At 61.3% G+C, this 25,479-nt stretch carries 22 protein-coding genes; 14 read left to right on the forward strand and 8 right to left on the reverse strand.

All coding sequences use genetic code 11. The features are described 5' to 3' along the window. Positions 1–2: 2 nt before the first annotated feature. The 3 genes from EV281_RS11855 to EV281_RS11865 all read right to left on the reverse strand — a co-directional run bounded on the left by EV281_RS11855 (position 3) and on the right by EV281_RS11865 (position 3,325). Positions 3–884: an ABC transporter permease subunit gene (locus EV281_RS11855; RefSeq protein ID WP_132653302.1), complete on the reverse strand. Its 882-nt coding sequence runs from the start codon at positions 882–884 to the stop codon at positions 3–5. Further along, positions 881–1,990, reverse strand: a complete 1,110-nt coding sequence (locus EV281_RS11860) for an ABC transporter ATP-binding protein (protein ID WP_132653303.1) — start codon at positions 1,988–1,990, stop codon at positions 881–883. The genes EV281_RS11855 and EV281_RS11860 overlap by 4 nt, the downstream gene beginning before the upstream one ends. A gap of 159 nt (positions 1,991–2,149) precedes the next feature. Continuing rightward, positions 2,150–3,325 (reverse strand): extracellular solute-binding protein, encoded by a 1,176-nt coding sequence (locus tag EV281_RS11865; protein ID WP_132653304.1) that lies wholly within the window; start codon positions 3,323–3,325, stop codon positions 2,150–2,152. Positions 3,326–3,564: 239 nt separating this feature from the next. Here EV281_RS11865 and EV281_RS11870 point away from each other — a divergent pair, with 239 nt between their 5' ends. After that, the gene (locus tag EV281_RS11870; protein WP_132653305.1) at positions 3,565–4,287 is read left to right on the forward strand and encodes a GntR family transcriptional regulator; all 723 of its coding nucleotides are present in this window, start codon (positions 3,565–3,567) and stop codon (positions 4,285–4,287) included. Positions 4,288–4,317: 30 nt separating this feature from the next. Beyond that, positions 4,318–5,505 (forward strand): mannonate dehydratase, encoded by a 1,188-nt coding sequence (gene uxuA, locus EV281_RS11875; protein ID WP_132653306.1) that lies wholly within the window; start codon positions 4,318–4,320, stop codon positions 5,503–5,505. Between the two features lie 231 nt (positions 5,506–5,736). On the opposite strand, the gene EV281_RS11880 is transcribed toward uxuA, so the two are convergent. From EV281_RS11880 to EV281_RS11890, 3 genes are all read right to left on the reverse strand, one after another. Next, positions 5,737–6,105, reverse strand: a complete 369-nt coding sequence (locus tag EV281_RS11880; protein WP_132653307.1) for a response regulator — start codon at positions 6,103–6,105, stop codon at positions 5,737–5,739. Between the two features lie 92 nt (positions 6,106–6,197). Beyond that, complete coding sequence (locus tag EV281_RS11885; protein WP_132653308.1) at positions 6,198–6,845, reverse strand: response regulator transcription factor; 648 nt, start codon at positions 6,843–6,845, stop codon at positions 6,198–6,200. Continuing rightward, on the reverse strand, positions 6,832–8,421 hold the full coding sequence (locus EV281_RS11890; RefSeq protein WP_132653309.1) for an ATP-binding protein: 1,590 nt from the start codon (positions 8,419–8,421) through the stop codon (positions 6,832–6,834). The genes EV281_RS11885 and EV281_RS11890 overlap by 14 nt, the downstream gene beginning before the upstream one ends. Before the next feature lie 496 nt (positions 8,422–8,917). Here EV281_RS11890 and EV281_RS11895 point away from each other — a divergent pair, with 496 nt between their 5' ends. From EV281_RS11895 to EV281_RS11945, 11 genes are all read left to right on the forward strand, one after another. Next, positions 8,918–9,913: an aldo/keto reductase gene (locus tag EV281_RS11895; protein WP_132653310.1), complete on the forward strand. Its 996-nt coding sequence runs from the start codon at positions 8,918–8,920 to the stop codon at positions 9,911–9,913. A gap of 32 nt (positions 9,914–9,945) precedes the next feature. After that, on the forward strand, positions 9,946–10,455 hold the full coding sequence (gene fae / locus EV281_RS11900; protein WP_132653311.1) for a formaldehyde-activating enzyme: 510 nt from the start codon (positions 9,946–9,948) through the stop codon (positions 10,453–10,455). A 1-nt stretch (position 10,456) separates the two neighbouring features. Further along, on the forward strand, positions 10,457–11,902 hold the full coding sequence (locus EV281_RS11905) for an NAD-dependent succinate-semialdehyde dehydrogenase (RefSeq protein ID WP_132653312.1): 1,446 nt from the start codon (positions 10,457–10,459) through the stop codon (positions 11,900–11,902). Next, positions 11,902–12,897 (forward strand): LysR family transcriptional regulator, encoded by a 996-nt coding sequence (locus tag EV281_RS11910; RefSeq protein ID WP_132653313.1) that lies wholly within the window; start codon positions 11,902–11,904, stop codon positions 12,895–12,897. Before EV281_RS11905 ends, EV281_RS11910 begins: the two co-directional genes overlap by 1 nt. A 35-nt stretch (positions 12,898–12,932) precedes the next feature. Beyond that, entirely contained in the window at positions 12,933–14,558 is a 1,626-nt protein-coding gene (locus EV281_RS11915) for an ABC transporter substrate-binding protein (protein ID WP_132653314.1), read from the forward strand. A gap of 53 nt (positions 14,559–14,611) precedes the next feature. Continuing rightward, a complete protein-coding gene (locus EV281_RS11920; RefSeq protein WP_207896872.1) occupies positions 14,612–15,571 on the forward strand; it encodes an ABC transporter permease in 960 nt (319 codons plus the stop codon). 7 nt (positions 15,572–15,578) lie between these two features. Next, complete coding sequence (locus tag EV281_RS11925) at positions 15,579–16,424, forward strand: ABC transporter permease (RefSeq protein ID WP_132653315.1); 846 nt, start codon at positions 15,579–15,581, stop codon at positions 16,422–16,424. Continuing rightward, positions 16,421–18,010: an ABC transporter ATP-binding protein gene (locus EV281_RS11930; protein WP_132653316.1), complete on the forward strand. Its 1,590-nt coding sequence runs from the start codon at positions 16,421–16,423 to the stop codon at positions 18,008–18,010. The genes EV281_RS11925 and EV281_RS11930 overlap by 4 nt, the downstream gene beginning before the upstream one ends. Before the next feature lie 95 nt (positions 18,011–18,105). Further along, positions 18,106–19,524: an aldehyde dehydrogenase gene (aldA, locus tag EV281_RS11935; protein WP_184326763.1), complete on the forward strand. Its 1,419-nt coding sequence runs from the start codon at positions 18,106–18,108 to the stop codon at positions 19,522–19,524. A gap of 11 nt (positions 19,525–19,535) precedes the next feature. After that, positions 19,536–20,753, forward strand: a complete 1,218-nt coding sequence (locus tag EV281_RS11940; protein WP_132653318.1) for a mandelate racemase/muconate lactonizing enzyme family protein — start codon at positions 19,536–19,538, stop codon at positions 20,751–20,753. 8 nt (positions 20,754–20,761) lie between these two features. Then, positions 20,762–22,375 carry a GMC family oxidoreductase N-terminal domain-containing protein gene (locus EV281_RS11945; RefSeq protein WP_132653319.1) on the forward strand — a complete coding sequence of 538 codons (1,614 nt, stop codon included), beginning with the start codon at positions 20,762–20,764 and terminating at the stop codon, positions 22,373–22,375. Positions 22,376–22,385: 10 nt separating this feature from the next. Here EV281_RS11945 and EV281_RS11950 read toward each other — a convergent pair whose 3' ends face one another. Continuing rightward, positions 22,386–22,862, reverse strand: coding sequence for a cupin domain-containing protein (locus tag EV281_RS11950; protein WP_132653320.1), 477 nt, complete (start codon positions 22,860–22,862; stop codon positions 22,386–22,388). A 72-nt stretch (positions 22,863–22,934) separates the two neighbouring features. Further along, a complete protein-coding gene (locus EV281_RS11955; protein ID WP_132653321.1) occupies positions 22,935–24,293 on the reverse strand; it encodes a M24 family metallopeptidase in 1,359 nt (452 codons plus the stop codon). Positions 24,294–24,441: 148 nt separating this feature from the next. On the opposite strand from EV281_RS11955, the gene EV281_RS11960 reads away from it, so the two are divergent. Further along, entirely contained in the window at positions 24,442–25,443 is a 1,002-nt protein-coding gene (locus tag EV281_RS11960; protein ID WP_132653322.1) for a LacI family DNA-binding transcriptional regulator, read from the forward strand. Positions 25,444–25,479 lie beyond the last annotated feature (36 nt).

Genomic DNA, 25,479 nt, shown 5'->3' on the forward strand with positions numbered 1-25,479 from the left:
GCTCAACCTTTCGTGCCGCCGGCGGGGCCGCGGTAGAAGAATGAACGTGCGCCGAGAACGGCGACGACAACGAAGAGCTCGACTCCACCCATGATGAGGGCGATTGCCGTGCCGTAGGAATGGTCATATTGCTCGAAGGCGGCCTGATAGGCGGCGATCGAGATGACACGCGTCGGACCGGCCGGAGCACCGAGCAGGACTGCCGAGGGGAAGACGGCGAAGGCCTGCACGAAGGATAGGCAGAAAGTCACGGCAAGGCCCGGCACCAGGAGCGGCAGGAAAACGCGCGTGAAGCGCTGCCGCGCATTGGCGCCAAGTGTTGCTGCGGCCTGCTCGATCGCGGGATCAATGCCGGTGATGTAGGAAAGCGTCAGCAGGAAGGCGAAGGGGAAGCCGGTGATCAGCAACGAGGCGAAAACACCCCAGTAGTTGTTGGTGAGTTTGATCGGCGAATCCAGAATTCCGAAGAGCATGAGCGTCTGATTGAACCAGCCTCGTGGGCCGAGATAGGTCAAAAGGCCATCGGCGACGAAGACCGTACCAAGTGTGATCGGCAGCACGAGGATCGTTGTCAGCAGCCGCTGGCGGCGCATCAGGCGGACACGGAAGGCGACCGGGATTGCGAAGGCGAGGTTGACGATCGTCACCGGTAGGGCGAGCCACATGGTATTGGCGATCGTGCCGTATTGGAACTGATCGGAGAAGAACTTCGCATAATTCTCGTACCAGGGCCCGCCATCCTTCGGTATGAGCGAGTCCGCCACCCCATAAACGAAGGGATAGATGAACAGGGCAATCATGAAGATCAGGCCCGGCAGCACGAGCAGCGTCGTGCCGTCGAGGCCCTGCGCGGCGAGCCTGGTTTTCAGGGATGGGCCGCTCATGCCGCTGCCCCCTTGAAGACGAGCGCACGGCCCGCGGCTGGCTGCAGGGTGGCTGAAGAGCCGCGCGGCAGGGCATCATCGGCGCGGAAATAGAGCTCCGATCCATCCTTCGAGCGGGCCATGCCAAAGAAGGCGCGGCCCCGATATTCGGTGCTGGCGACAGTCACCGGGACCCCGGTGCCGTCGATGGTCGCGACGAGGTCTTCCGGACGTACCGAGAGAACGGCGGCATCGCCGACCTTGAGCGTATCGCGCATGGTTCCGCTCAGCCGCGCACCGGCGGCTTCGATTTCGGCTTCGTGGCCGGAGACGGAAATAACGCGACCGGGAATGCGGGTGCGGAAGCCCATGAAGTCAGCGACCTCCAGATTGACCGGACGCTGGTAGAGATCCTGAGGCGTCCCGATCTGCTGGATATGACCCTGGCTCATGACGACGATACGGTCGGCAAGCGACAGCGCCTCGTCCTGGTCGTGAGTGACATAGATGGTCGTCGAGCCGATCTGATCGTGGATGCCGCGGATTTCGGCCCGCATCTCCAGGCGCAGCTTGGCGTCCAGATTGGAGAGCGGTTCGTCCATCAGCACGATCGGCGGGCGGATGACGATCGCACGGGCAATGGCCACGCGCTGCTGCTGACCACCGGAGAGCTGGCCGGGCAATTTGTCCGCCTGGCTTTCAAGCCGCACGAGCGCCAGCGCATCGATGATGCGCTTGTCGGCTTCTGCGCCGCGAATTCCCTGCATGGCAAGACCGAAGCCGACATTTTTGCGCACGCTCATGTGCGGGAAGAGGGCATAGCTCTGGAAGACCATGCCGAAGCCGCGCTTTTCCGGCTCCAATTGGTCGATACGATTACCGCCGAGGCGGATTTCGCCGCCGGACAGGCCAAGCAAGCCGGCGATGCAGTTCAGGGCTGTTGACTTGCCGCAGCCCGAGGGGCCGAGAAGCGCGATGAATTCGCCTGGTTCGATCGCGAGATCGATGCCGTCGAGGGCATTGTAGGCGCCAAAGGATCGCCTGATACCATCAAGCTCAAGTCGCGCATTCTTCCGCGATGACAGCGCTGCTGCGTTTTGAACCGGCAAAGTCAATACAATCTCCATTTATCGGCGGTCATAGCCGATAGAGCCTCTCCGTCTTTTTGAGTGGCGGAGATGCTCCATCTCTTTTCAAGCAATTCCGGATGCAAGACCGCTGCACATGTTTGCCGGAACTGTTTCAGAAATCCGGCGCCGGAAGCCGGCGCCGGGTCGTTTCGACAATCAGCCCTTCTTGGCGCCGATCTTTTCGTCCCAGATGCGGAAAGCCTGGACGAGCTGTTTCGGCTCGAGCGGCACTTCCAACGGGCTGCCGGCAATCCAGTCAGCATATTCCGGCCGGCCGAATTCCTTGATGGTTTCCTGGCTTTCTGTCGGTGCCATTTCGAGCGTGACATCCTTCACCGCCGGGCCGGGATAGAAGTACCCGGCGTCATAGGCGATGGCCTGCTGTTGCGGCTGATAGATAAAGTTCAGCACATCGAGCAGAACGCCGACCTTCTCGTCGGAGACACCCTTCGGGATCGCCGCATAGTGAGCGTCGGTAACCCAGTGGAAGCCATCAAGCTTGCCGACCTTGGCTTCCTCGGGAACGATCCCGAGCGCGCGCGGATTGATATCCCAACCCGTCGTGGTGGCGACGATGTCGCGTGTGCCTTCGCCGAGTTCCTTGAAGACCACAGCGGTGCCGGTCGGATAATATTCAATGTTTTCGCCGAGGGCTGCCAGATATTCCCAGGTCTTAGTCCAACCGTTGACCGGGTCGCGCGGGTTACTGTCGCCGAGGAGATAGGGCAGACCCATCAGCAAGGTGCGGCCGGGGCCGGAGTTTGCGGGACGGGCATAGAGAAACTTGTTCTTGTTCTGCTTCGTCCAGTCGAGCAGTTCCTGCGCGGTCTTCGGCGGGGTTGCCACCTTGTCCGGCATATATTCGATCAGCGGGCCGGACGGGTAATAGGTAATGACAACGCCCTGATCCTTGGCGAGCGCCTGCATCTTGAAGGCCTGTGGCAGCAGGATGCTTTCGAGGTTCGGAAGGGCGGATTTTTTGCTGGACATGTCGATCCAGAGACCCTGGTCGACACCAGCGGACAGTGCGTCCGTGCCGGTCAGAACGAGATCGATATCGACCTTGCCGGCAGCCTGTTGGGCCTGGATCTTGGCCGGCAGTTCAGGGGCGGGGGCCTTGGTAAAGGAAAAGCTGGAAACGAATTCCGGCTTGGCCTTGGCATAATTTTCGAACATGCCCTGTGTCAGCGCCAGATTGCCGGCGACATCGACGATGGTGATGGTCACCGGGCTTGCAGGCGCCTTCGCCTGGGCGAAGGCGCGGAGCGGAAGCATTCCGGCCGCGGCGACGCCGGCAGCTCCGCCGACAAATGTTCTGCGTGTGATCTTCATTCTATCCTCCTCTTTTGCGGCGGTGCCGGCCTTTGCCCCGAGCGCCCGCCCGTTTGCATCGAAATGCACGTCTCAAGTCTCGACGCGCCGGTTTCTCGGCGACATCAAAATGCCCGCAGCTGGAAGCTTTTCCTCCGGGTGCAATGCCGGGCCGCTGTTCTCCTCCGCGGCGTCTCTTGGCAACAGAATTCAATTGATATACTAGTATGCACGAAAGTGTCAACGTCCTGAGACTATGCATGCAGCACGCTTCCGACTCTGAAATCCTCGCTTTCCCGGCGCCGCGCGACGCCGCCGGGAAGATCCGCCGCGTGACGACGGCGGCGGCTATCCACGAGCGGCTGCATGCCGATATCGTGTCGCTGAGGATTCCACCGGGAACGGCGCTGCAGGAAAAGCGGATTGCCGAGGATTTCGGGGTCAGCCGCACGCCGGTGCGCGAGGCGCTGCTGAGGCTTTCCGAAGGCGGGCTCGTCGATATTTATCCGCAATCAGGCACAGTGGTTTCGCGGGTGCCGGTTTCGGCTATTCCGGAGGCGGTGGTCGTGCGCAAGGCGCTCGAAGGGACGACGGTTGAGACTGCGGCCGGCATTGCGACGGAAGCTGATATTGCGCGGCTCGATGTGATCATCGCCCGGCAGAAGACTTATGCGGCCCTCGGCGATGCCTCGAGCTTTCATGAGGAAGACGAAGTCTTTCATGAAGCGATCGCGCAGATTGCCGGTTATCCCGGCATCTGGACTATTTTGAAAACGGTGAAAGTGCAGATCGACCGGGCGCGGCGCCTGACGCTGCCGGTGCTCGGCCGCATGGACAATGTGGTGCACGAGCACATGGTGATCCGCAACGCTATCGCGGCGCATGACGTCGAAGCGGCGCGCGAAGCCATGATCCATCACCTGGGGGCCGTTATACCCGATGTGGCGGAGCTGCGCTCGCAGTTCCCCGACTATTTCTGCTGAGAACACGAGAGATCAAGGGAGAGAGACGAAATGCGGCAAGGTTGGAGATGGTTTGGGCCGGAGGCGCCGGTGACGCTGGACGAGGTGCGCCAAACTGGCGCGACGAACATTGTTTCGTCGCTGCATCAGGTGCCGATCGGCCGCGCCTGGACCGAGGCGGAAGTGCGCGAGCGTCAGTCACTAATCGAAACGACGCCGGCCGGCCGCTCACCGCTGATCTGGAGCGTCGTTGAAAGCATTCCGATTCCCGATGCCGTCAAGCGCAAGGGTGGACAGGCCAAGGCCGAGATCGAGGCCTGGATTGCCAGCCTGGAAGCTGTTGCGGCCTGTGGCATCCCGATCGTCTGTTACAACTTCATGCCCGTCGTCGACTGGACCCGCACCGACCTTGATTATGTGACGCCGACCGGCGCAACCGCGATGCGCTTCGACCATGAGCGTTTCGCGGCCTTCGAGCTCTTCGTGCTGCAACGCCCGGGCGCCACCGAAGAATATTCGGAGCAAGACAGGGCGCGGGCCAAGGCCGTCTATGAGAGCATGACGGAAGCAGAGATTGCGGAGATTACCCGCATTATCACTTCCGCCCTGCCGGGCTCGACAACCGAGCCGCTGACCATTCCGGCTTTCCGTGAAAAGCTCATCGCTTATCAGGGTATCGATGCGAAGAAGCTCCGCCAGCATCTCATCGAATTCCTGGAAGCCGTTGTACCGGTCGCAGAAGCACGCGGCGTGAAGCTGACGCTGCATCCCGACGATCCGCCGCGTTCGCTTTTCGGCCTGCCGCGTATCGCTTCGACGGCTGAGGATTATGCCGCGCTTTTCGATGCCGTACCGGCGGCCGCCAATGGCATGTGCTACTGCACCGGCAGCCTCGGCGTGCGCGCCGATAATGATCTGCCGGCGATTGCGCGTCGCTTTGCCTCGCGCATCTATTTTGCCCATTTGCGTGCTACGACCCGCGAAGGCGATGGCCGCACCTTCCACGAAAGCGCACATCTGGAAGGTGATGTGAACATGGTTGCGGTGCTGAAGGAGCTGGTTGCCGAGGATCGCCGCCGCAGCGCGGATCTGTCAATCGTCTTCCGCTCGGACCACGGACACCGCATGCTCGACGACCTGCAGAAGAATGTCACGCCCGGCTATCCGGCGATCGGCCGTCTTCGCGGCCTCGCCGAACTGCGCGGCATTTTGTATGCACTCGACGCAGTGCCGACCTGATTTCCTTATTTTGATGCAATTCCGGCAAAGCCTGCGTGCTTTTGCCGGACTTGTTCAGTCTCGGCGGCTTGCCGCCGAGAGCTGCCACAGCGCTTCGACGGCCCGTTCGGCATCGGCTGAGGGCTGGTATTCGCAGACAGGATTTTTCAGCTCCAGGCGCAAAAGCGCGCAGCGGAACTTGTAATCGGCGCCGGTTGAGTAAGCAATATCCGGAGACCACGTGGTGGGATCTTACGGCTTCAAAGCGATTTCCAGATAGTTGATGAGGGAATCGAATTCGACTGGCTTGCCCAGAAAGGCCAGCGCACCGCCTTCCATGGCCGCCGTGCGGGTTCGCTCGTCGCGATAGGAGGTCATGAAGATCATCGGCGGCTTCTCAGGTTCGCCGTTGAGGATTTCCTGCAATTCGATGCCGCTGAGGCCGGGCATCTTGACATCGACCAGCATGCAGTCGATTGCCGCCCTGTCGTCAAAGGCCAGAAATTCTTCCGCCGAGGCAAAAAGCCTGCTCTGGTAGCCGCAGGACTGGATCAGATCATCAAGAGCCTCCCGGATGGCCTGGTCGTCATCGACGACCGCGATTGTGGATGTATGTGACACGAGATTAGTAGCCTTGCTTATTCTTGCATTATGCTGCGTTCATTATGGAGGGCCGTACCGTCTCGCGGTACCATACAAGGGTCTAGGTTCCGCTATCTGCCTTCCAGCATTTCGGCCTTGCGAACCAGATCGGCCACCGAGCGGACCTGCATCTTGCGCATGACATTGCCGCGATGCAGCTTCACGGTGATTTCGCTGATGCCGAGATCATAGGCGATCTGTTTGTTCATCAGGCCCTTGACGACGGCGGCCATCACTTCCCGCTCGCGCGGGGTCAGCGTATCGACCAGCGAGGCAACGGCATCGCTTGCCGCCATTTCGCGCCGGCGGGTCATGTCCTTTTCGATCGCGACGCCAACGGCATCGAGAATATCCTGGTCGCGGAAGGGCTTGGTCAGGAAGTCGACGGCACCGGCTTTCATGGCGCGCACGCTCATTGGAATATCGCCGAAGCCTGTCATGAAGACGATAGGCATCCTGCTGCCAATCCGTTCCAGATGAAGCTGGAAATCCAGGCCGCTGAGGCCGGGCAGGCGCACGTCGAGGAGGATGCAGCCAGGTCGGCGCAGATCGGCTTTGTCGAGAAAGGCGGTCGTGGTGGCGAAGGAAGCGGCCTCCATCTGGATCGACCGGAAGAGGTCGACCAGCGACTCGCGGATGGATTCGTCATCATCGACAACATAGACGATCGGCATTGTGGACTGAGCGGCTGCCTTCGATGCGGCACTAGTGTCGGTCATGGTCGTCCTCAATCGGTATGATCATTTCGAAGATGGCGCCGCCTTCAGGATGGTTGCCGGCCGTAAGCTGGCCGCCGCGAGCCTCCAGCGTGCTGCGGCAGATGGAAAGCCCCATGCCCATTCCAGCCGCCTTGGTCGTGAAGAAGGGCGTGAAGAGCTTTGTCATGGCCTCCTCGCTGATGCCAGGGCCAAAATCCCTGACGGAGAGCGTCACGAATATATCATCCTTCCTGGCGAGCGAGATCAGAATCTTGCGCTGGTCGATTGCCGTTTCGCGCATGGCCTGTATGGCGTTGGTGACAAGGTTGATGAGTACTTGCTGCAGTTCGATGCGGATCGCCTTCACTGCGGGCTGCCTTTCGGTCAGGTCGACCTCGAAGGTCACCATGTCGCGCTGGAAATCGTGCTCCATCAAGGTGCGCGTTTCCTCGATCAGCACTTCGAGATCGACATATTCGGGCACGCGATCGGTCTGCGTCAGCATCGAGCGCGTATTGTGAATAATCTCGCTTGCGCGCTGGCTATCGCGGATGATGCGCTCGGCCGAACGACGTACGGCGGCAAGATCCGGCGGTTCGCGGTTCAGCCAACGGAGCAGCGTTTGGGCGTTGACGACGATGGCGCCGAGCGGCTGGTTCAGCTCATGGGCGAGCGAGGCGGAAAGTGTGCCGACGGTTGCGGCGCGCGAGGCGCGAGCAAGCTCATCCTGAGCCTCGCGAATGGCCTTCTGCATCATTTCCCGCTGAGTGATATCCACCATGCCGACGACGACACGATTAAAGGCGGCGGGATCCTCAGGAAAGCTCATGCTTATAATGACAAGTCTGGTCTCGCCATTTTCGGCGATCAGATCGCCCTTGCCCTCGAAATGCCGTTCGCCGCGGAAGATGGCATTCAGCAGGTCCAAAAAGGCGTCGTCGTCAGGAGCGATGTGGCGGCGCATCGTGTGTGAGGGCAGGCCGCCGGCGACATGGCCAAGCAGCTCGAGAGCGGCGTCATTGGAGGCGATGGTGCGGATGAGACCCGTGCACGTGGCGATGATGCCGGGATTGGTGCGGTAGTATTCCTTGAGATCGTTCACGCCTTCTGCCTTCAAGGACATCAGGAAGGCGCGCACTGCGGAATAATCGCGCTCCCAGAGCGCGATGCGGCTGTGTTCGAAAATATAGCGGTAACGTGTCTCGCTGTCGCGGAGGTGCAGGTTGGCCTCGATGAGACCGGCTCGCGCGGTTTCGTTGCGGAGAATGAGAGCGCAGGTGATGGTGATGGCGGCCAGGGAAACCGCAAGGCGCAACTGCGCTGGGACATCTTCCCCCAGGCCGTGGGAGTAGAAATAGGCAAAAAGTGTGAGGGCGGTGCAGATGAGCGCGAGCAGCGTTGTTCCGATCCTCGTCAGCATTTCGGCAGCCAGCAGCAGCACGATGACATAGAGAACCGCGATGGCGCTTTGGATCTCGGTGAAGGCATCGACATAAAATACGGCGGCGCCAAGCACGAGTGCGATCAGGCCAAGTGTGATTTCATGCGAGAGTGTTCCTCGCGGGTTGATCAGCTTCCACAATACCGATGATCGCATGCCCCCTCGCTGGCTCCGGCCTTCACTTCCGCCGACTAATTCTGGCGTAGCTTAATGCGGTGTCTGACGGCGCAAAGCTATACAAAAGTGTTGGAAGTACAGGACAAATAATTCCGACGATCCGAAAGGAAAGACCGTCCCGGGCGGCGGGACGGTCTCTGGCGGATGGGAGGATCCGCGGGGCTTTGGCGGAGGGGAATGCCTGCCCTGAAGGTGGCAGGGGCGGTGCCACCAGCTGAAACCTTGAATGGTCAGGTCGGTTCCAGCTGAGGAGAAGATAGATCCAGGCTTGCTCAGGCAAAACTATACTTAGGTTTCGGTTCGGCCATACAAAGCGGCAGGTCGGTTTCCTGGACGAATGGCTGCGAAACTCGTCTGTGCGGAGGAAGGTACGCCATATCTCATTTTGAGATAGCCGCATCGAATAAACCTATTTGTCACAATAGTGTCGCCACGGCATAGTCCTAACAGGGAGAAACACTTTTAGGACATTGCTGTGGAATATGTGCGCTTTGGCCAGACCGGCCTGAAGGTTTCGTCGCTTTGCCTCGGTACCATGGGTATCGGCTCATCCAAGTGGAAGGGTTGGGTGCTCGATGAGGAGAAGTCGGTGCCGATCCTCAAAAAGGCGCTCGACGTCGGCATCAATTTCTTCGACATGGCAGACTGGTATTCAACCGGCGTCAACGAGCAGGTCGTCGCCCGCACGTTGCTGTCGCTGACGGATCGTGAAAAGCTGGTGCTCGCCACCAAGGCCTTCTATCCGATGAGCGACGATCCCAACGACAAGGGCCTGTCGCGCAAGCATCTGATGGCCTCAATCGACAGGTCGCTGAAGCAGATGGGCACCGACTATGTCGACCTCTACATCATCCACGCCTTCGATCCGGAAACGCCCGTCGAAGAGACGATGAGCGCGCTGCATGAGATCGTGAAGTCGGGCAAGGCACGCTACATCGGCGCTTCCACCATGTATTCCTGGCAGTTCGCCAAGATGAACCATGTCGCCGACAAAAACGGCTGGACGCGGTTCGTCAACATGCAGTGCCAGTATTCGCTGCTCTATCGCGAGGAAGAGCGCGAAATGATGCCTTACTGCCAGGAAGAGGGTATTGCAGTGACGACCTTCTCGCCGCTCGCCCGCGGTTATCTCGCCGGCGGCGGTTCGGCGCCGCGTATCGCACACGACCTCTATCTCGATTGGTTCGGCGACGAGATCGACCAGGAAATTGCCAAGCGCGTCAACGAAGTCGCCGCCAAGCGTGGCAAGACGGCAAGCCAGATCGCCCAGGCCTGGGTCATCGGTTCCGGCAACAGCACGGTTCCGATCGTTGGCACGGAAAGCCCCGAGCATGTCGTTGCCGCAGTCGAGGCTGCGGCGATCGAGTTGACGGCAGAAGAGCGCGCGTTCCTTGAGGACCCCTACCGCCCGCGCGACATGATCAACGACTATAACCCGGTTCGTCGTCCGCGTGCCCTTTCGAAGGCATAATGGGTCGACCCGCATCGTTACTGGAGAATTTAATGCTTTATATCGGTGAAGGCTTCGAGGGTTCCGGCCCGAATGCTGCTCATATCAACCTCTATCTCGGCCCGAAGAACGGCCCGATTTCCGGCGCGCTTGCCGGTGCGGCCGCAAGCCCCGGTCCCGGCCATCTGCCGTTCCAGGCGGTCCTGAAGCCGAATCTGCCGGCCAAGCCCGTGACGCTGTTCATCGCCAAGGCGGTGATGGAATCCGGCTCGTCGCATGAGCTGATGACCTGGGGTCCAGCACAAGCTGGTGTTGCTGCCGGCATTACGGCAGCCCTGCTTGACGGCTCGCTGCCGGCCGCGGCCGAGGATGACTGGGTCGCGATTGCCGCCGTCTGGGTCAATCCGTCGGCAAATGATGCCGAAGAGGTGTATCATAATAACAAGGCTGCGACGCATCTTGCAGCCAAACGCGCGCTGATGAAAGGTTGGCCCTCACGTGCCGAGCTTGCCGAAGGCGTAGCAACGGTCGGCAATCCATTCTTCACGCCTAAGGTCGCCTGACATGAAACTCATCGAAGATAATGCGCTGATCGGCGGAGGCTGGGGAAGTGCGGCTGACAGCAAGCGCTTCACCGTGCTGAACCCCGCGGACGGCAGCGAGCTTGCGACCGTGCCGGATTGCGGCGCGGCGGAAGCTCAGCGGGCGGTCGATGCCGCCGCTAAAGCCTTCAAGACCTGGCGCAAGACGCTCGCCTCGGAGCGCTCTGCGGTGTTGCGCCGCTGGGCCGAGCTAATGATTGCCAATCAGGAAGATCTGGCGCGGCTGTTGACGGCCGAGCAGGGTAAGCCACTTGCTGAAGCGCGTGGCGAAGTCGCCTATGCAGCGGGCTTTCTGACCTGGTTTGCCGAAGAAGGCCGCCGTTCGCATGGTGGCGTCGTGCCGTCTCACAAGGCCGACGCGCGTATCGTCGTAATGAAAGAGCCGGTTGGGGTCGTCGCGGCAGTGACACCGTGGAACTTCCCGCTGGCGATGATTACCCGAAAGGTTGGCCCGGCGTTGGCTGCCGGCTGCACCATCATCATCAAACCGGCCGAGGACACACCGCTTTCGGCGCTGGCGCTTGCCCGTCTCGGTGAGCAGGCCGGTGTTCCCGCTGGTGTCGTCAGCGTTGTGACGACGAAGTCGCCCGCCGATGTCGTCGGCGTCTGGATGAAAAGCCCTGTCGTACGCAAGTTCTCGTTCACGGGATCGACGGCGACCGGCAAGCTGCTGATGCGCCAGAGCGCCGATACGGTAAAGCGGATCAGCCTCGAACTGGGCGGCAATGCGCCGCTGATCGTCTTCGACGACGCCGATATCGATCAGGCCGTTCGCGGTACCATCGCCTCCAAATTCCGCAATACTGGACAGACCTGCGTCTGCGCTAACCGCATCCTTGTCGAGGATGGCATCTATGACCGCTATGCCGAGGCGCTTGCCAAAGCTGTCGCGGCGATGAAGGTTGCGCCTGGCGTGGAGGATGGCGCGGCGCAGGGACCGCTTATCAATGCACCGGCGCTGACCAAGGTCGAGCGGCATGTGACCGATGCTGTCGAAAAGGGTGCCAGGGTTTTGACCGGCGGCAAGCCGCACGAGCGCGGCGGCCTGTTCTACGAGCCGACGGTATTGACTGGCATGACGACCGATATGGCGCTTGCGACCGAAGAGACCTTCGGCCCGGTTGCCGGCCTTTTCCGCTTCAAGGGCGAGGAAGAGGCGATCGCGCTTGCCAATGACACGGAAACCGGCCTTTCCGCTTACTTCTTCACGCAAAATCTCGGCCGCGCCTGGCGTGTGGCCGAGGCGCTGGAAGCGGGTATGGTCGGCATCAACGAGGGCGTGATCTCGACGGAAGTGGCACCCTTCGGCGGCGTCAAGCAATCCGGCCTCGGCCGCGAAGGAGCCAGCGAAGGGCTCGATGAATACCTAGAGAGCAAATACGTCCTGTTCGGCGGGCTTGCGGGATAATGACGGAGGATCGCTCCCCCCAGACGAAGAAGGAGCCGGCAGTCGATCGCCGCCGGCTGCCGCTGAATGCGCTACGGGCCTTCGAGGCGGTGGCGCATCATGGCAGCTTCACGGCGGCAGCTGCCGCGCTCAACATTTCGCAGAGCGCGCTTTCGCGGCATGTCATCGGTCTGGAAGAGAGTATCGGGCGCAAGCTTTTCGAACGTGCGCACAAGGCTACGACGCTGACGGATGCCGGGCGCTCGCTCGTTGCGGGCATCGGCAAGGGCTTCGATCGTATCGAACAGGCGATGCGCGAGGTCTGTGCGCCGGATGAACAGCGCCAGCGAAAGCTGCGCATCAACCTCCCGCCGAGCTTTGCCATGAAGCTCACCGTACCGCTGCTGACCGATTTCCGGCGCAGCTTTCCGGATGTGCTGCTGGAGGTTTCGACGCCCTATGGGGTGCCGGATAGCGAATTCGATGTGGCGGTCGTCTATACGCGACCGGCCGTCGATGAATGGGTCACCGACCTGCTCTGGGAGGAGCGGCCGACGATCCTTTGCCATCCCGATCTGGTCGGGGGAGGGGTTTCGGATATCGCGGCCTTTATCGCCGCAAACGAGATCATCCACATCAAGATCGTCGATATGAAGCCCTATCTCACCTGGCAGCGGTTCCTTGTTCAGAACGGTCTTGGCGGGGTTTCGGTGGCGCGCGGCGTGACCTTCGACAGCGCCAGTCTTGGGGTTCAATACGCATTGTCGGGGCAGGGCCTGGTACTGGCAGATCCGGCGCTGTTTCGGGAGGAAATAGAAAGCGGCCGCTTGGTTGCGCCGGTCACCGCACACTATTACGAAGGCTTCGGGTATTACCTGAAGACCGATGCGGAAGGGCTGGTGGATCCTCTTATTGCAGGGTTTCGATCCTGGATCATCAGCCGCTTCAGCAATCGCATGGTGAACGAAGGGGAAAAGCCCGCCCTGCGCATCGTGTCTGGCACAGAGGGTGCCTGAAACGAATTCACTGCCATTCAAGGAGGAGGCAGATTATGACTGAATTGAAGACCAATAGCGGCAATCCGCTGCATCCCTCGGTGCCCGAACTGTGCGAACAGGTCCGCGCCGGCAAGATCGACCGCCGCGGCTTCCTGCGTGCCGTCGCCTGGCTCGGTGTGACGGCGGCCTCCGCCAGCGCCTTCCTTGGTGAGAGCAAGCCTACCCTGGCTCAGGAGACACCCACGGATGGCGGTACGCTGCGTTTCGGTTGCCAGATCCAGGAACTGACCGATCCGATGATGACGAGCTGGATCGAGGCTTCGAACCTCTATCGCAACAGCCTCGAATTCCTGACCTATGTCGATGCCGATAATGTCACGCATCCCTATCTGGCCAAGAGCTGGACGCCGTCTGCCGATCTGAAGACTTGGGATTTCGAACTCGACGAGCGCGCCAAATGGTCGAATGGCGATGCCTTCACGCCTGAAGACGTGATCTTCAACATCCAGCGCTGGATCGCTCCGGACTCCCAGTCTTCCAACAAGACCGCTTTCTCGGCCGTCGAGAAGGTGGAGAAGACTGGCGACCATACCGTCCGCATCACGCTGTCGCGCGCCGTTTCCTCGCTGCCGGAACAGCTCTATTCCTACACCTGCCCGATGCTGCACCGCGATTTCGTCAAGGGCGGCGCCAACTGGCCGGCCAATCCCATCGGCACCGGTCCATTCAAGCTGGAGAGCTATGAAGTCGGCCGTCAGGCCGTCTTTTCCAAGCGCGCCGATTATTGGGGCAAGCCAGCGCATCTCGATGGCATCCAGTACATCGACCTCGGCACCGATATCACCACCCATCTCGCTGCGCTTTCGAGCGGCCAGATCGATATCATCTACCGCGCGACGATCGCCGAATACGATCTCATGAAGTCGCTGCCGAATATCCAGATTCTGACCGGCAAAGCGGCCCATACGTTGGTCATGCGTATGCAGTCCGACCAGAAGCCGTTCGACGACATTCGCATCCGCAAGGCCGTGCAACTTGCCGCCGACAACAAGCAGATGCTCGAGGTCGCCTATCGCGGCGAGGGTGAAGTCGGCGCCAACTATCACGTTTCCCCGGTTCAGCCCGATTACTACGCGCTGCCGGCCGTGCCCCGCGATGTCGAGAAGGCCAAGGCGCTGCTTGCCGAAGCCGGCCACAAGGATGGCCTCGATCTGGAATTGACGCTCGGCAACACACAGGGCACCTGGGAACAAGATACCGCGCAGGTACTGCAGCAGAATTTGGCCGAAGCCGGCATCCGGCTGAAGCTCAATGTGCTGCCGGCCTCACAATACTGGCCGATCTGGGACAAGGTTCCTTTCGGCCTTACCTACTGGGCGCACCGCCCACTCGGCTCCATGACGCTCGATCTCGCCTACCGCTCCGGCGGCGCCTGGAACGAGAGCCATTTTGCCAGCAAGGACTTCGACGCCGCGCTCGACAAGGCGATGGCTGTCGTCGATCCGGCCAAGCGCCCTGAAGCCATGAAGGATGTTCAGCAGATCCTGCAGGATTCCGCCGTCATCGTTCAGCCCTACTGGCCGAACCGCTTCAGCGCCGCAGCCACCACCGTCCGCGGCTTCCAGCTCCATCCGGCGGATTATTTCCGCATGGACGGCGTCTGGCTCGCCAAGGCTTGATCTTCGGCAGGGGCCGCCGAAAAGGCGGCCCCGACCCGGCAAAGAGGTGGTTCGTGGCCGTTTTTCTTTTCATTCTTCGTAAACTGGCAAGCGCACTCGCGGTGATGTTCACCGTGTCGCTGCTTGTCTATCTGGCGCTGGAGGTCAATGTCGGCGACGTCGCCGTCAAGGTCCTTGGCCAGTTCTCGACGCCCGCTCAGCGCGCCCAGTGGCTGACCGCCAACGGCTACGACGATCCTTTCATTCTCCGCTATGGCCGCTGGCTCTGGTCCTTCGTGACCGGTGACTGGGGCATGTCCACCTACTATCGTGCACCGGTTGCGCAACTGGTTCCGGACCGGCTTGCGGCCTCCGGTATCCTTGCCGGTGGTGCACTGCTCATCATCGTCCCCGTCGGCCTCTTTGCGGGCATCGTTGCCGGTATGCGGCCCGGATCGCTGCTTGATCGCGTCGTCTCCTTCATCGCGATTATCACAACCTCGATCCCGGATTTCGCCTCCGCCGTCTTCTTCTCGGCCGTCTTCGTTTTCTGGCTGCACTGGCTGCCCGGCGCCAGCACGATGCTAACTGGCTTTACGCTGCAGCAGATCATCCTGCCGGTGATGGTGCTCGGTTTCTATTCCACCGGCTATCTGGCGCGTGTTACCCGCGCCTCGATGCTCGAAGTCATGGGCACGCATTATATCCGCACCGCGCGGCTGAAGGGTGCGAGCACCGCGCGCATTGTCTGGCGCCATGCGTTGCGCAATGCGCTGATCACCCCCGTCACAGTTATCATGCTGCAGCTTCCATGGCTCTTGTCCGGCGTCATCGTCGTGGAGGTTTTCTATGCCTATAAGGGCTTCGGCACGCTTCTCTACGACGCTGCGCTCAACAGCGATATCCGTCTCGTCGAGGCCTGCGCGATGGTGAGCGTCGTGGTCGTCGTCGCAACGCAGATCCTTTCCGATCTTGCCTATGGCTGGCTCAATCCGCGCGTCTCGCTGCTCGATGCAGCCAAGGGACGGAAGTGAGGGCGCCATGCGGAAAGCTGTAATACCCTATTTTTCCAATCCGGTCGTCCTGATCGGCGGTTTCCTGACGATCGGGTGGCTGCTGGTGGCGATTTTCGCACCTATCCTTGCACCCTATGATCCGATCCGCACCCTGCTGCCGCTCGCAAAGCCCGGCACAGTAGCCCCCTCGGGTGATGTATTCTGGCTTGGCACAGACAAGCTCGGCCGCGATATCCTCTCACGCCTCATCTACGGCGCGCGCACGGTCGTGGTGTTCTCCACACTTGCGACGATGACGGCCTATGTGGTCGGCGTGGTGCTCGGGCTTATTGCCGGCTACTGGCGCGGTTGGGGCGATGCGCTGCTGTCCTACATCGCCAATGTAGTGCTCTCCTTTCCGGTGCTGGTGCTCTATATCGTCATCATCGTCGTAGTCGGCTCATCGCCCTTCAACATCGTGCTTGCCGTCACCTTCGGCAGCGCGCCGGCGATCTTCCGTATCGTGCGTGGCATTACCATCGATGTCGCCAGCCGCGACTATGTAGCGGCGGCGGTGACGCAGGGCGAAAGCACCTGGCGCATCATGCTCTTCGATATTCTGCCCAATGCCAGCGGGCCGCTTGCAGTCGACTTCTGCCTGCGCCTTGGCTACACGGCCATCACCATCGGCACGCTCGGCTTTCTCGGCCTCGGCCTGCCGCCACCAACGCCGGATTGGGGCACAATGGTGAATGAGGGCCGCGCCATGGCGATCGCCTTCCCGCATCTCGTGATTTTTCCATGCCTTGCGATCTCGTCGCTGATGCTGGGCTTGAGCCTGCTGGCGGACGGATTGCGGGAAGTCTCGGAAGCGCAAGGGAGGCGCGCATGAGCAGCAACGAAAGCCAGCCGATCCTTCGGGTCGAAAATCTGAGCGTCGCGCTGCCGAAGGGCGCCGATCGGCCCTTCGCCGTGAAGGGCGCGAGCTTCGATCTGAAGCCGCGGGAGATCCTCTGCATCGTGGGCGAGTCCGGTTCGGGCAAGTCGGTGCTATCGAGCGCACTCATGGGCGCCGTGGCCGAGGGGCTGAAGGTTACCGGCGGCAAGGTCGTGCTCGGCGATACCGACCTCGTCCGCCTCTCCGAGCGGGCGTTCCGCGCTATCAGAGGCAGTGATATCGCGATGATCTTTCAGGAGCCGATCGCTTCGCTCAATCCGGCGATGACGGTTTCGGCGCAGATCGAGGAAGTCTTCGAGCTGCATTCGGATTTTGATGCCGCCGAGCGCAGGAGGCGCGCCCGTGCGCTGCTCGAATCCATGCATCTGCCGAACCCCGATCGCATCCTGCAAGCCTATCCGCATGAGCTTTCCGGCGGTCAGTGCCAGCGTGTCGTCATCGCCATGGCGCTTGCGATGAACCCACGCGTGCTGATCGCCGACGAGCCGACGACGGCGCTCGACGTGACGACGCAGGCGCAGGTGCTGAAGCTGGTGCGTGAACTGCGCGACGTACATGGTCACGGCATCGTCTTCATCACCCATGATTTCGGCGTGGTGGCCGATATTGCCGATCGCGTGGCGGTCATGCGCCATGGCGAGATCGTTGAGATCGGCGAGGCGAAGCAGGTGCTGACGGCGCCGAACCATCCCTATACGAAGGAGCTGATCGCCGCCGTTCCAAGCCTGACGCCGCATGGCCGTCCGGCGGCGCAGAGCGGCGAGGAGCCGGTGCTTGCAGTGCACGATCTCCAGCATTCCTACGGCAATGTGCAGGTCTTGAAGCATGTGGAACTCAGCCTGTTGCCGGGTCGTGTGGTTTCCATCGTCGGCGAATCCGGTTGTGGCAAGTCGACTCTTGCCAAGGCGATGATCCGGCTGATCGAGCCGAAGAGCGGTCGGGTGGAAGTCGCGGGTGCTGATCTTCTCGGCCTTTCGCCGGCGCCGTTGCGGGCGCGCCGCCGGTCGATCCAGATGATTTTCCAGGATCCGTTCGGTTCGCTCAATCCACGCCGCCGCGTCGGGCCGATGATTGCTCGCTCCGCCCGGCTTGCCGGTATCGAGGCTGGCGAAGCGCGCCGCCGTGCAGAAGAGCTGCTCGATCTCGTCGGCCTGCAGAAGAGCGCCTATTGGCGCAAGCCGTCGGCTTTCTCCGGCGGGCAGCGTCAGCGCATCGGCATTGCCCGCGCGCTTGCCATGCGGCCGGATGTGCTGATCGCGGATGAGAGCGTTTCGGCGCTCGACGTGTCGGTACAGGCGCAGGTTCTGAAACTGCTTCGCGAACTGCAGGAGAAGCTGCAGCTCGCCATCGTCTTTATTACCCACGACCTGCGCGTCGCTGCCCAGATCAGCGACGAGATCGTGGTGATGCAGAAGGGTGAAATCGTCGAGCGCGGCAGTGCGGCCCAGGTGCTGCAGGCGCCGACGCATCCCTATACGAGAACACTTCTCGACGCGGCGCCGGGCCGCAGCACGTTCTAGCCGCCGCTTCCGGGCGACGGCACCTGTTTCGTTTCAACGCATGGCCGGCAGAGGCCGGCATGCGCGTGGTTTGCTATTGCACTGAGGATACCGTCATGACGGAATATCGCAATTTCATCGCCGGAGAATTCCGGTCTTCTGGCACGCTGGTGCCGGTGCTCAATCCTGCAACGGAAACCCAATTCGCCAAGGTACCGTCGGCAACGACCGAAGAAGCCGCCGAGGCCGTCGAAGCGGCAGCGAAGGCGCAGAAGGAATGGCGGGCGCTGCCAGCCATTGCCCGTGGCGAGGCCCTGCGCAAGTTCGCTGCGGTTATCGAGCAGCGGGCGGAAAAGATCGGTGCAGCGCTGGCACTGGAATCCGGTAAGAGCCTTGCCGATGCGACGGGCGAGGCGATCTATGGCGCCGATCTGATGCGCTATCATGCCGAATGGGCGCGCCGCATCGAGGGCGAAATCATCCCGAGCGACAATACCAATGAGACGCTGCTTCTGAAGCGTGAGGCAATCGGCGTCATCGCCTGCCTGATTCCCTTCAACTTTCCGATCTACACGCTTGTGCGCAAGATCGCGCCGGCACTGATCGCCGGTAATGCCGTGGTTGTGCGTCCCAGCAATTCGACGCCCACTTCTGCTTTCGAGATCGCCGAAGCCGTGGTCGAGGCGGGTCTGCCCGCCGGGCTGGTCAACATCCTCACCATGTCGCATGAGGTTGCGGCGGCACTCTGCACCCATCCGAAGATCGGGATGATCACCCTGACCGGCAGTCTGCAGGCTGGCCGCGTCGTACTCGACTATTGCAAGGCGAACATTGCCAAGCCCTCGTTGGAGCTCGGTGGCAAAACACCCGTCATCATCGAGCCGGACGCCGATCTCGATGCCGTTGCCGCGCAGCTCGTCGCCGCCAAGACCAATCATTGCGGCCAGCTCTGCACCGCACCGGAGCGTGTCTATGTGCATCGTTCCATCCATGACGCGCTGCTTGCCAAGCTGAAGGCTGGCTTTGCCGCACGCACCTTCGGCGACCGATCAGTGGATGCGTCCCGCGTCGGGCCGCTCGCTACCAAGTCCGCGCAGACCAATGTGCACAAGGCCGTCCTGAAGGCCGTGGAGCAGGGTGCGCGCATCGAAGCCGGGGGCATCCTGCCTGAAGGGCCTGGCTTCTTCTATCCGCCGACGCTGCTTTCCAATTGCCGTCAGGAGATGGAAATCATCACCGAAGAGATTTTCGGGCCAGTTCTGCCTGTCGTTGCCTACGAAACGACGGAGGAGGCGCTGGCGCTCGCCAACGATCACCAGTTCGGTCTGAGTTCAGTGCTTTTCACCAACAATCACCGCACGATCATGCGCTTTTCCGACGTAATCGAGGCTGGCGAATTCTACGTCAACCGTTTCCCGGCCGATCCCTATCAGGGCTATCACGCCGGTTGGAAGCGCTCCGGCCTCGGCGGCGACGATGGCAAACATGGCATGCTCGAATTCACCCAGACGCGCCTCGTCATACTCAAGCATTGAGGATCACAACCATGCAGATCGCATCGCTTTCCACCCATGTCGTCGCCGTTCCGCCACCGCATATCGGCGGCATGTACTGGATCTTCGTGCGGCTGACGACGGCCGACGGTATCGAGGGCGTCGGGGAGATCTATTCGACCGCCTTTCATCCGCAGGCGCTCGTGCCGCTGATCGAGGATGTTTTCCAGCGCTATCTGCTCGGCCATGATCCGCATGATATTGAGCGCTTCTGGCGGCTTGCCTATTCGAGCGGGTTCACCCAGCGCCCGGACCCAACGATGATGGGCATCGTCTCGGGCCTGGAGATCGCCTGCTGGGATATTATCGGCAAGGCGGCCGGCAAGCCGGTGCACAAGCTGATCGGCGGGCGCGTGCACGAGAAGCTGCGCGCCTATACCTATCTCTATCCGAAGAACGCCGCCGGCGAATATGACTATAACGATCCGGATCTTGCCGCCGAATGCGCGGTGAAGATGGTCGAGATGGGCTTTACCGCCGTCAAGTTCGACCCGGCCGGCCCCTATACGGCTTATTCCGGCCATCAGGTTTCACTCGGTGTCATGGACCGCTGCGAGGAATTCTGCGCCAAGATTCGCAAAGCTGTCGGAAGCAGTGCCGATCTGCTGTTTGGCACGCATGGTCAGATGGTGCCGTCATCAGCGATCCGGCTGGCGCAGCGGCTCGAGAAATATGATCCGCTCTGGTTCGAGGAGCCGGTGCCGCCCGACCAGGAAGAGGCGATGGCGGAAGTCGCCCGCAAGACCTCGATCCCGATTTCGACCGGCGAGAGACTGACGACGAAATACGAATTCCAACGCGTGCTGGAAACCGGTGCAGCCTCGATTCTGCAGATGAACGTCGCGCGCGCCGGCGGCATTCTGGAATCCAAGAAGATCGCCGGCATGGCAGAGGCTCATTATGCGCAGATCGCGCCCCATCTCTACAATGGTCCTATCGGCGCTGCGGCCAGCATTCAGTTGGCCGCTTCCTCACCGAATTTCCTGATTCACGAGGCAATCGTCGATTTCTCGGGCTTCTATGCCGAAATCCTCAAGACGCCGCTGCGTTTCGAAGATGGCTACCTGATCCCGTCAGACGAACCGGGACTGGGCGTGGAGCTCAATCTCGATGTCGTGGTCAAACACTCGCCTTACGCGGGGCAGCGATTGCATCTGCAAATGGATGACAAGCCCGCCGATGTGAAGGCTTTCGCGCCGGCCCGCGGCTGAGAACGAAGATGACAACATACGACTATATCATCGTCGGCGCCGGTTCGGCCGGCTGCATTCTGGCCGCGCGCCTCAGCGAGAGCGGCAGGCACAACGTGCTGCTGATCGAAGCCGGCGGCAATGACAATTCGCCGTGGTTTCGCATCCCGGTGGGCTATGCGCGCTCCTACTACGATCCAAAGGTCAACTGGATGTACTGGAGCGAACCGGAGGTCGCACTCAACGGCCGGCGGATCTATGCGCCGCGCGGCAAGGTTCAGGGCGGTTCGGGTTCCATCAATGCGATGATCTTCGTGCGCGGCGCGGCTGACGATTTCGACGACTGGAAGGCGGCCGGGAATCTCGGCTGGGGCTATGAAGACGTACTGCCCTTCTTCCGCAAGCTGGAGACCCATGCGGGCGGCGAGAGTAAGTATCATGGCGGCGCCGGGCCGATCCACGTCACACCGATGCGTGGCCAGTCGCATGCGATCACCGACCGCTTTCTGGAGGCCTGCGCCGAGTTGCAGCTGCCGCTGAATGGGGATTTCAACGGCGAGAGCATCGAAGGCGCCGGCATATACGACATCAATACGAGGAACGGTGTGCGCTCTTCTTCGTCGCTCGCCTATCTGCGCCCGGCACTTGGGCGCCCCAATCTGGCGATCCTGCGCCATAGCCGTGTGCGCCGCGTTCTCGTTGATGCGGAAGCCCGCGCAACCGGTGTCGAGGTGATCGGACCGGGCGGCATCACCAGCTATTCGGCGCGGAATGAAGTGATCCTCTCGGCCGGTGCGGTCGATACGCCGAAGCTGTTGCAGCTTTCGGGTATCGGCGACGGTGCGCATCTGCAATCCCTCGGGATTCCGCTCATCCGGCATCTGCCGGCGGTCGGCAAAAACCTGCAGGATCATCTTTGCGCCAGCTTCTATTATCGTTCCACCGTACCGACGCTGAATGACGAACTCGGCACGATCTTCGGGCAGGCGCGGCAGGCCTTGCGTTATATCCTGACACGACGGGGGCCGCTGGCGCTTAGTGTCAACCAGGCAGGTGCCTTCCTGCGTGGGAGCCCGGAGGAAAAGCGGCCGAATATCCAGCTCTATTTCAACCCGCTTTCCTATCGCATCCCGACGGATCCGAAGGCAGGGCTGAAGCCGGAGCCCTATTCGGGCTTCCTGCTGGCCTTCAATTCCTGCCGGCCGACAAGCCGCGGTTCGATCAACATCGTCTCTCCCGAACTTACGGATGCGCCACAGATCCGGCCGAACTACCTCGGCACCGTCCATGACGAGGAAGAGGTGATCCAGGGCAGCAGGCTTGTGCGGCGGATCATGGAAGCGCCGGCGCTCCGGGCCATTACCAAAATGGAGATGCCGCCTTCGGCAGAGGCTCGGACCGACGAGGAATTGCTGACTTATTTCCGGGGCAATTCCGGTTCGATCTATCATCTTTGCGGATCGGCTGCGATGGGGCCGGATGAGACGACATCCGTCGTCGATGCTTCCCTGAAGGTGCACGGCATCAGCGGGCTCAGGATCGTCGATGCCTCGGTCTTCCCCAACATCACGGCAGGCAATATCAATGCGCCGACGATGATGGTGGCCGAGAAGGGCGCGGCGATGATCCTCGCCGCAGCCTGAAAACCTACGCTTAATGCCGGTGAATCGGGTCGATCCACGGCACGTTTTCTGGCTTCTCGGCCGGTTCAATATCGAGATTCACGACGACAGGTTCCTGGCCTGAGCGCACGAGCACGCATTCCAGCGTCTCATCGCGGCTGGCATTGATTTCCTGATGCGGCACGAAGGGCGGCACATAGATGAAGTCGCCGGGGCCGGCTTCGGCAGTGAATTCGAGCTTTTCGCCCCAGCGCATGCGGGCCTTGCCCTTCACCACATAGATGATGCTTTCGAGATCGCCGTGATGATGAGCGCCGGTCTTGGCATTGGCATGGATCGTCACCGTGCCGGCCCAGATCTTCTCGGCGCCCGCGCGTGCATTGTTGATCGCGGTCGCGCGGTTCATGCCCGGCGTCTGGGCCGTATTTGGATCGAGCGCATTGCCGGGGATGACTTTGACGCCGTGTTCGCGCCAGTCGATGTGCTTGTGGTCGTGATCGTCGCCCATGCCGCTTCTCCTGCTTTGAGGGCAATCTAAGCAAGGCGAGACCGGCGGCCAAGGGCTGCCGGTCCGTTATCATCATTCGCGAATCAGCACATGGTTTGCTCTCAGCCAGAATGGCGGCAGATAGAGTGGCGCATCCGAAAGCGGCAGGATGCTGTCTTTCAGAGCAACGCCGAGCTTGTTCGCCATAAAGGCGCGGCGGGCGATGACGCGGGCATGCATTTCCGGATAGCGAGTGCGGATGGCATCGCGTAGATCGGCATCGGCAAAGGCAATCGTATCCTCGCAGTTCAGCGCCCAGCCGGCGGGCATCGGCACCGGAATGACATCCACCTGGAAGGGCATGCCGGAGCGCAGGCGTTCGGTCGAGCCCGGGCGGGTAGGCGAATGCAGCCATTCCTCATGGCTGCCGAGATGGCCGGGGTTGAGGGCCGAATTCAGGCCGGCGGATTTCAGTTTCTCGGTGACCGCGGTGAAGAGATCGCCTCCGGTCGTGCCAATATCGGCCGTCTCGTACCATGTGATCAAAGCTTCGAAATAGGCCTTGGCGGGTTTGAGGAAGACCTCGTCATGATCGGTCAGCAGGCCGGCGCGAGAGGAGAGGGCACCCCAGTAACCGAGTGCTGTCGTGACGCCGTCGCCCTTCTTCATCCTTCGCGCCGTCGGGCTGCGCAGGCCAACGATGCTTTCGCCCTTACTGACGGAGGCGAACATGGTGTGGACATTCAGTGGATCGCCTTCGTAGCCGAGCCGGCCGAGCGCTTCGAATTCACTGTCGCCTTCGCGAACGCCTGAGACGACGCGCCAGAGCGCGCGCGAGCAGCGGACGGAGGCCCATTCGAAGGCGGCGAGTTGATCGACATCGACGACCGAGCGCAATCCGTTTTCCGGATGCATCAGGACAGACGTTGCATCAGTGACGCTACCGGCGAGGCGCCGCAGGACGGAGACGATGAAATCCGGCACGAAGAAGCAGTTTGCGTGGTCTTCGTCCTCTTCCGCCGACAGATATTTCCAGCCAACGAGGCCGATGCTGTCGCCTTTACCGACGCCGGCATCCCTGAGACGGTCGGCAAGGCGTGGGTTCTGCGTTCTGTCTTGACCCATCAGACTGAAGGTCTGGGCGCGCAGCACCTCTATGCTTGGCAGGCGGGCAAGCACCGTATAGCTCTCGGATTCATTGCCGGTAATGATCACCCGCTTTCCCTTGGGACCCAGCAACAGCAAGGCTTCCTCGAAGCGCGGCTCGAAGCCGGAGAGGAACATGATGTTGCCGAAGTGCTCGCGGTCGGCGTAGACGACGAGCCAGTCGGTTCCGGCGGCCTTCAGCGCGGCATCGGCGCGGGCGTCATAGGTTCGTGCTGGGATCTGTGGTTGTTCGGCGGCGATTGGTCCGAAATCGGGCAGGGCTACGGGTGAGAGGGTGATTGCCATGCGGTTCCTCCATTCAAACTGGCATCGAGTCGAAAAGTGGCGTTGGCACCGGTTTCAGTGCCAGGAAAGTGGATGATTGCAAGTTTCCGATAGCGAAGATGCGCTTCTCTGCGCTATCACGCCATGACAGGTTGGGAAGTGCTCGAATATGACACAGAACAATGGCCGCGATGCCGCTCCGACAATTGCCGATGTTGCACGGCTGGCCGGGGTGTCGCGCGCGGTTGCCAGCCGGGCGCTGTCCAACGAGCCGCGGCCAGTTTCTGCCGACAAGCGCGAACGCGTAGTCGAGGCGGCCGCCCAGCTTGGCTACAAGCCGAATCTCCTGGCGCAGAGCCTGACGACCAAGACAGTCAACCTCGTCGCCGTCGTGGTCAACCATATCCATGATCTCTCCGACCTCGACCTTTTCGACAGGCTGCTGGATCAGATCCAGTCGATCGGCAAGCAGGTCATCATGATCCGCATCGGTTCGGTCGCCCGCGTCGAGGAATTCCTGCGCAATGGTGTCGCCTATCATGTCGATGCGGCGCTGGTCTTTTCCGATTTTGCGGATGCACCCACGGTCCGGCGCATGTTCCGCTCTGATCTCGTCGTCATGCTGAACGGTCTTCATGACGATCTCTCGCCCGTCGTCATTCCCGATGAAGACAGCGGCATCGCCGAGGCCGTGGCCGATGCGGCGGCAAAGGGCGTGAAGCGGGCGGGGCTTGTCACCGGACGTTCGTCCTCGCCGATGGAGCAGGCGCGCATCGCCTCCTACAAGCGGGCCTTCGCGAAGAACGGCATAGAACTGGTGCGCACGGTGCAAGGCGACTATTCCTATGAGAGCGGCCATGCGGCCGCGGCAGTACTGACGGGTGCGGATTGCCCGGATGCGATCTTCTGCACGTCGGATGCGATGGCCATGGGCATTCTCGATGTCTGCCGGGCCGATTTTCCCGGCAACCGGCCAACGCGCTTCCGGCTCTACGGCTTCGACAATCTGTCGCTCACCGATTTCGATGCGTATCCGATCTCCTCGATCGGCTACGACAAGGGCGCCTATGTGGAGCAGATGGTGGATTTCATCGCCAATCCCAGCGATTTCCGGTCCGGCCAACCGCCGGTCATCGTGCCGACGACCTTTTTTCCCCGCCTGACCTCCTGATAACAAACAGGCCGCCCTGAGGCGGCCTGTCAGATC

It is taken from the genome of Rhizobium sp. BK418 (assembly GCF_004341105.1).
Classification (GTDB): domain Bacteria; phylum Pseudomonadota; class Alphaproteobacteria; order Rhizobiales; family Rhizobiaceae; genus Rhizobium.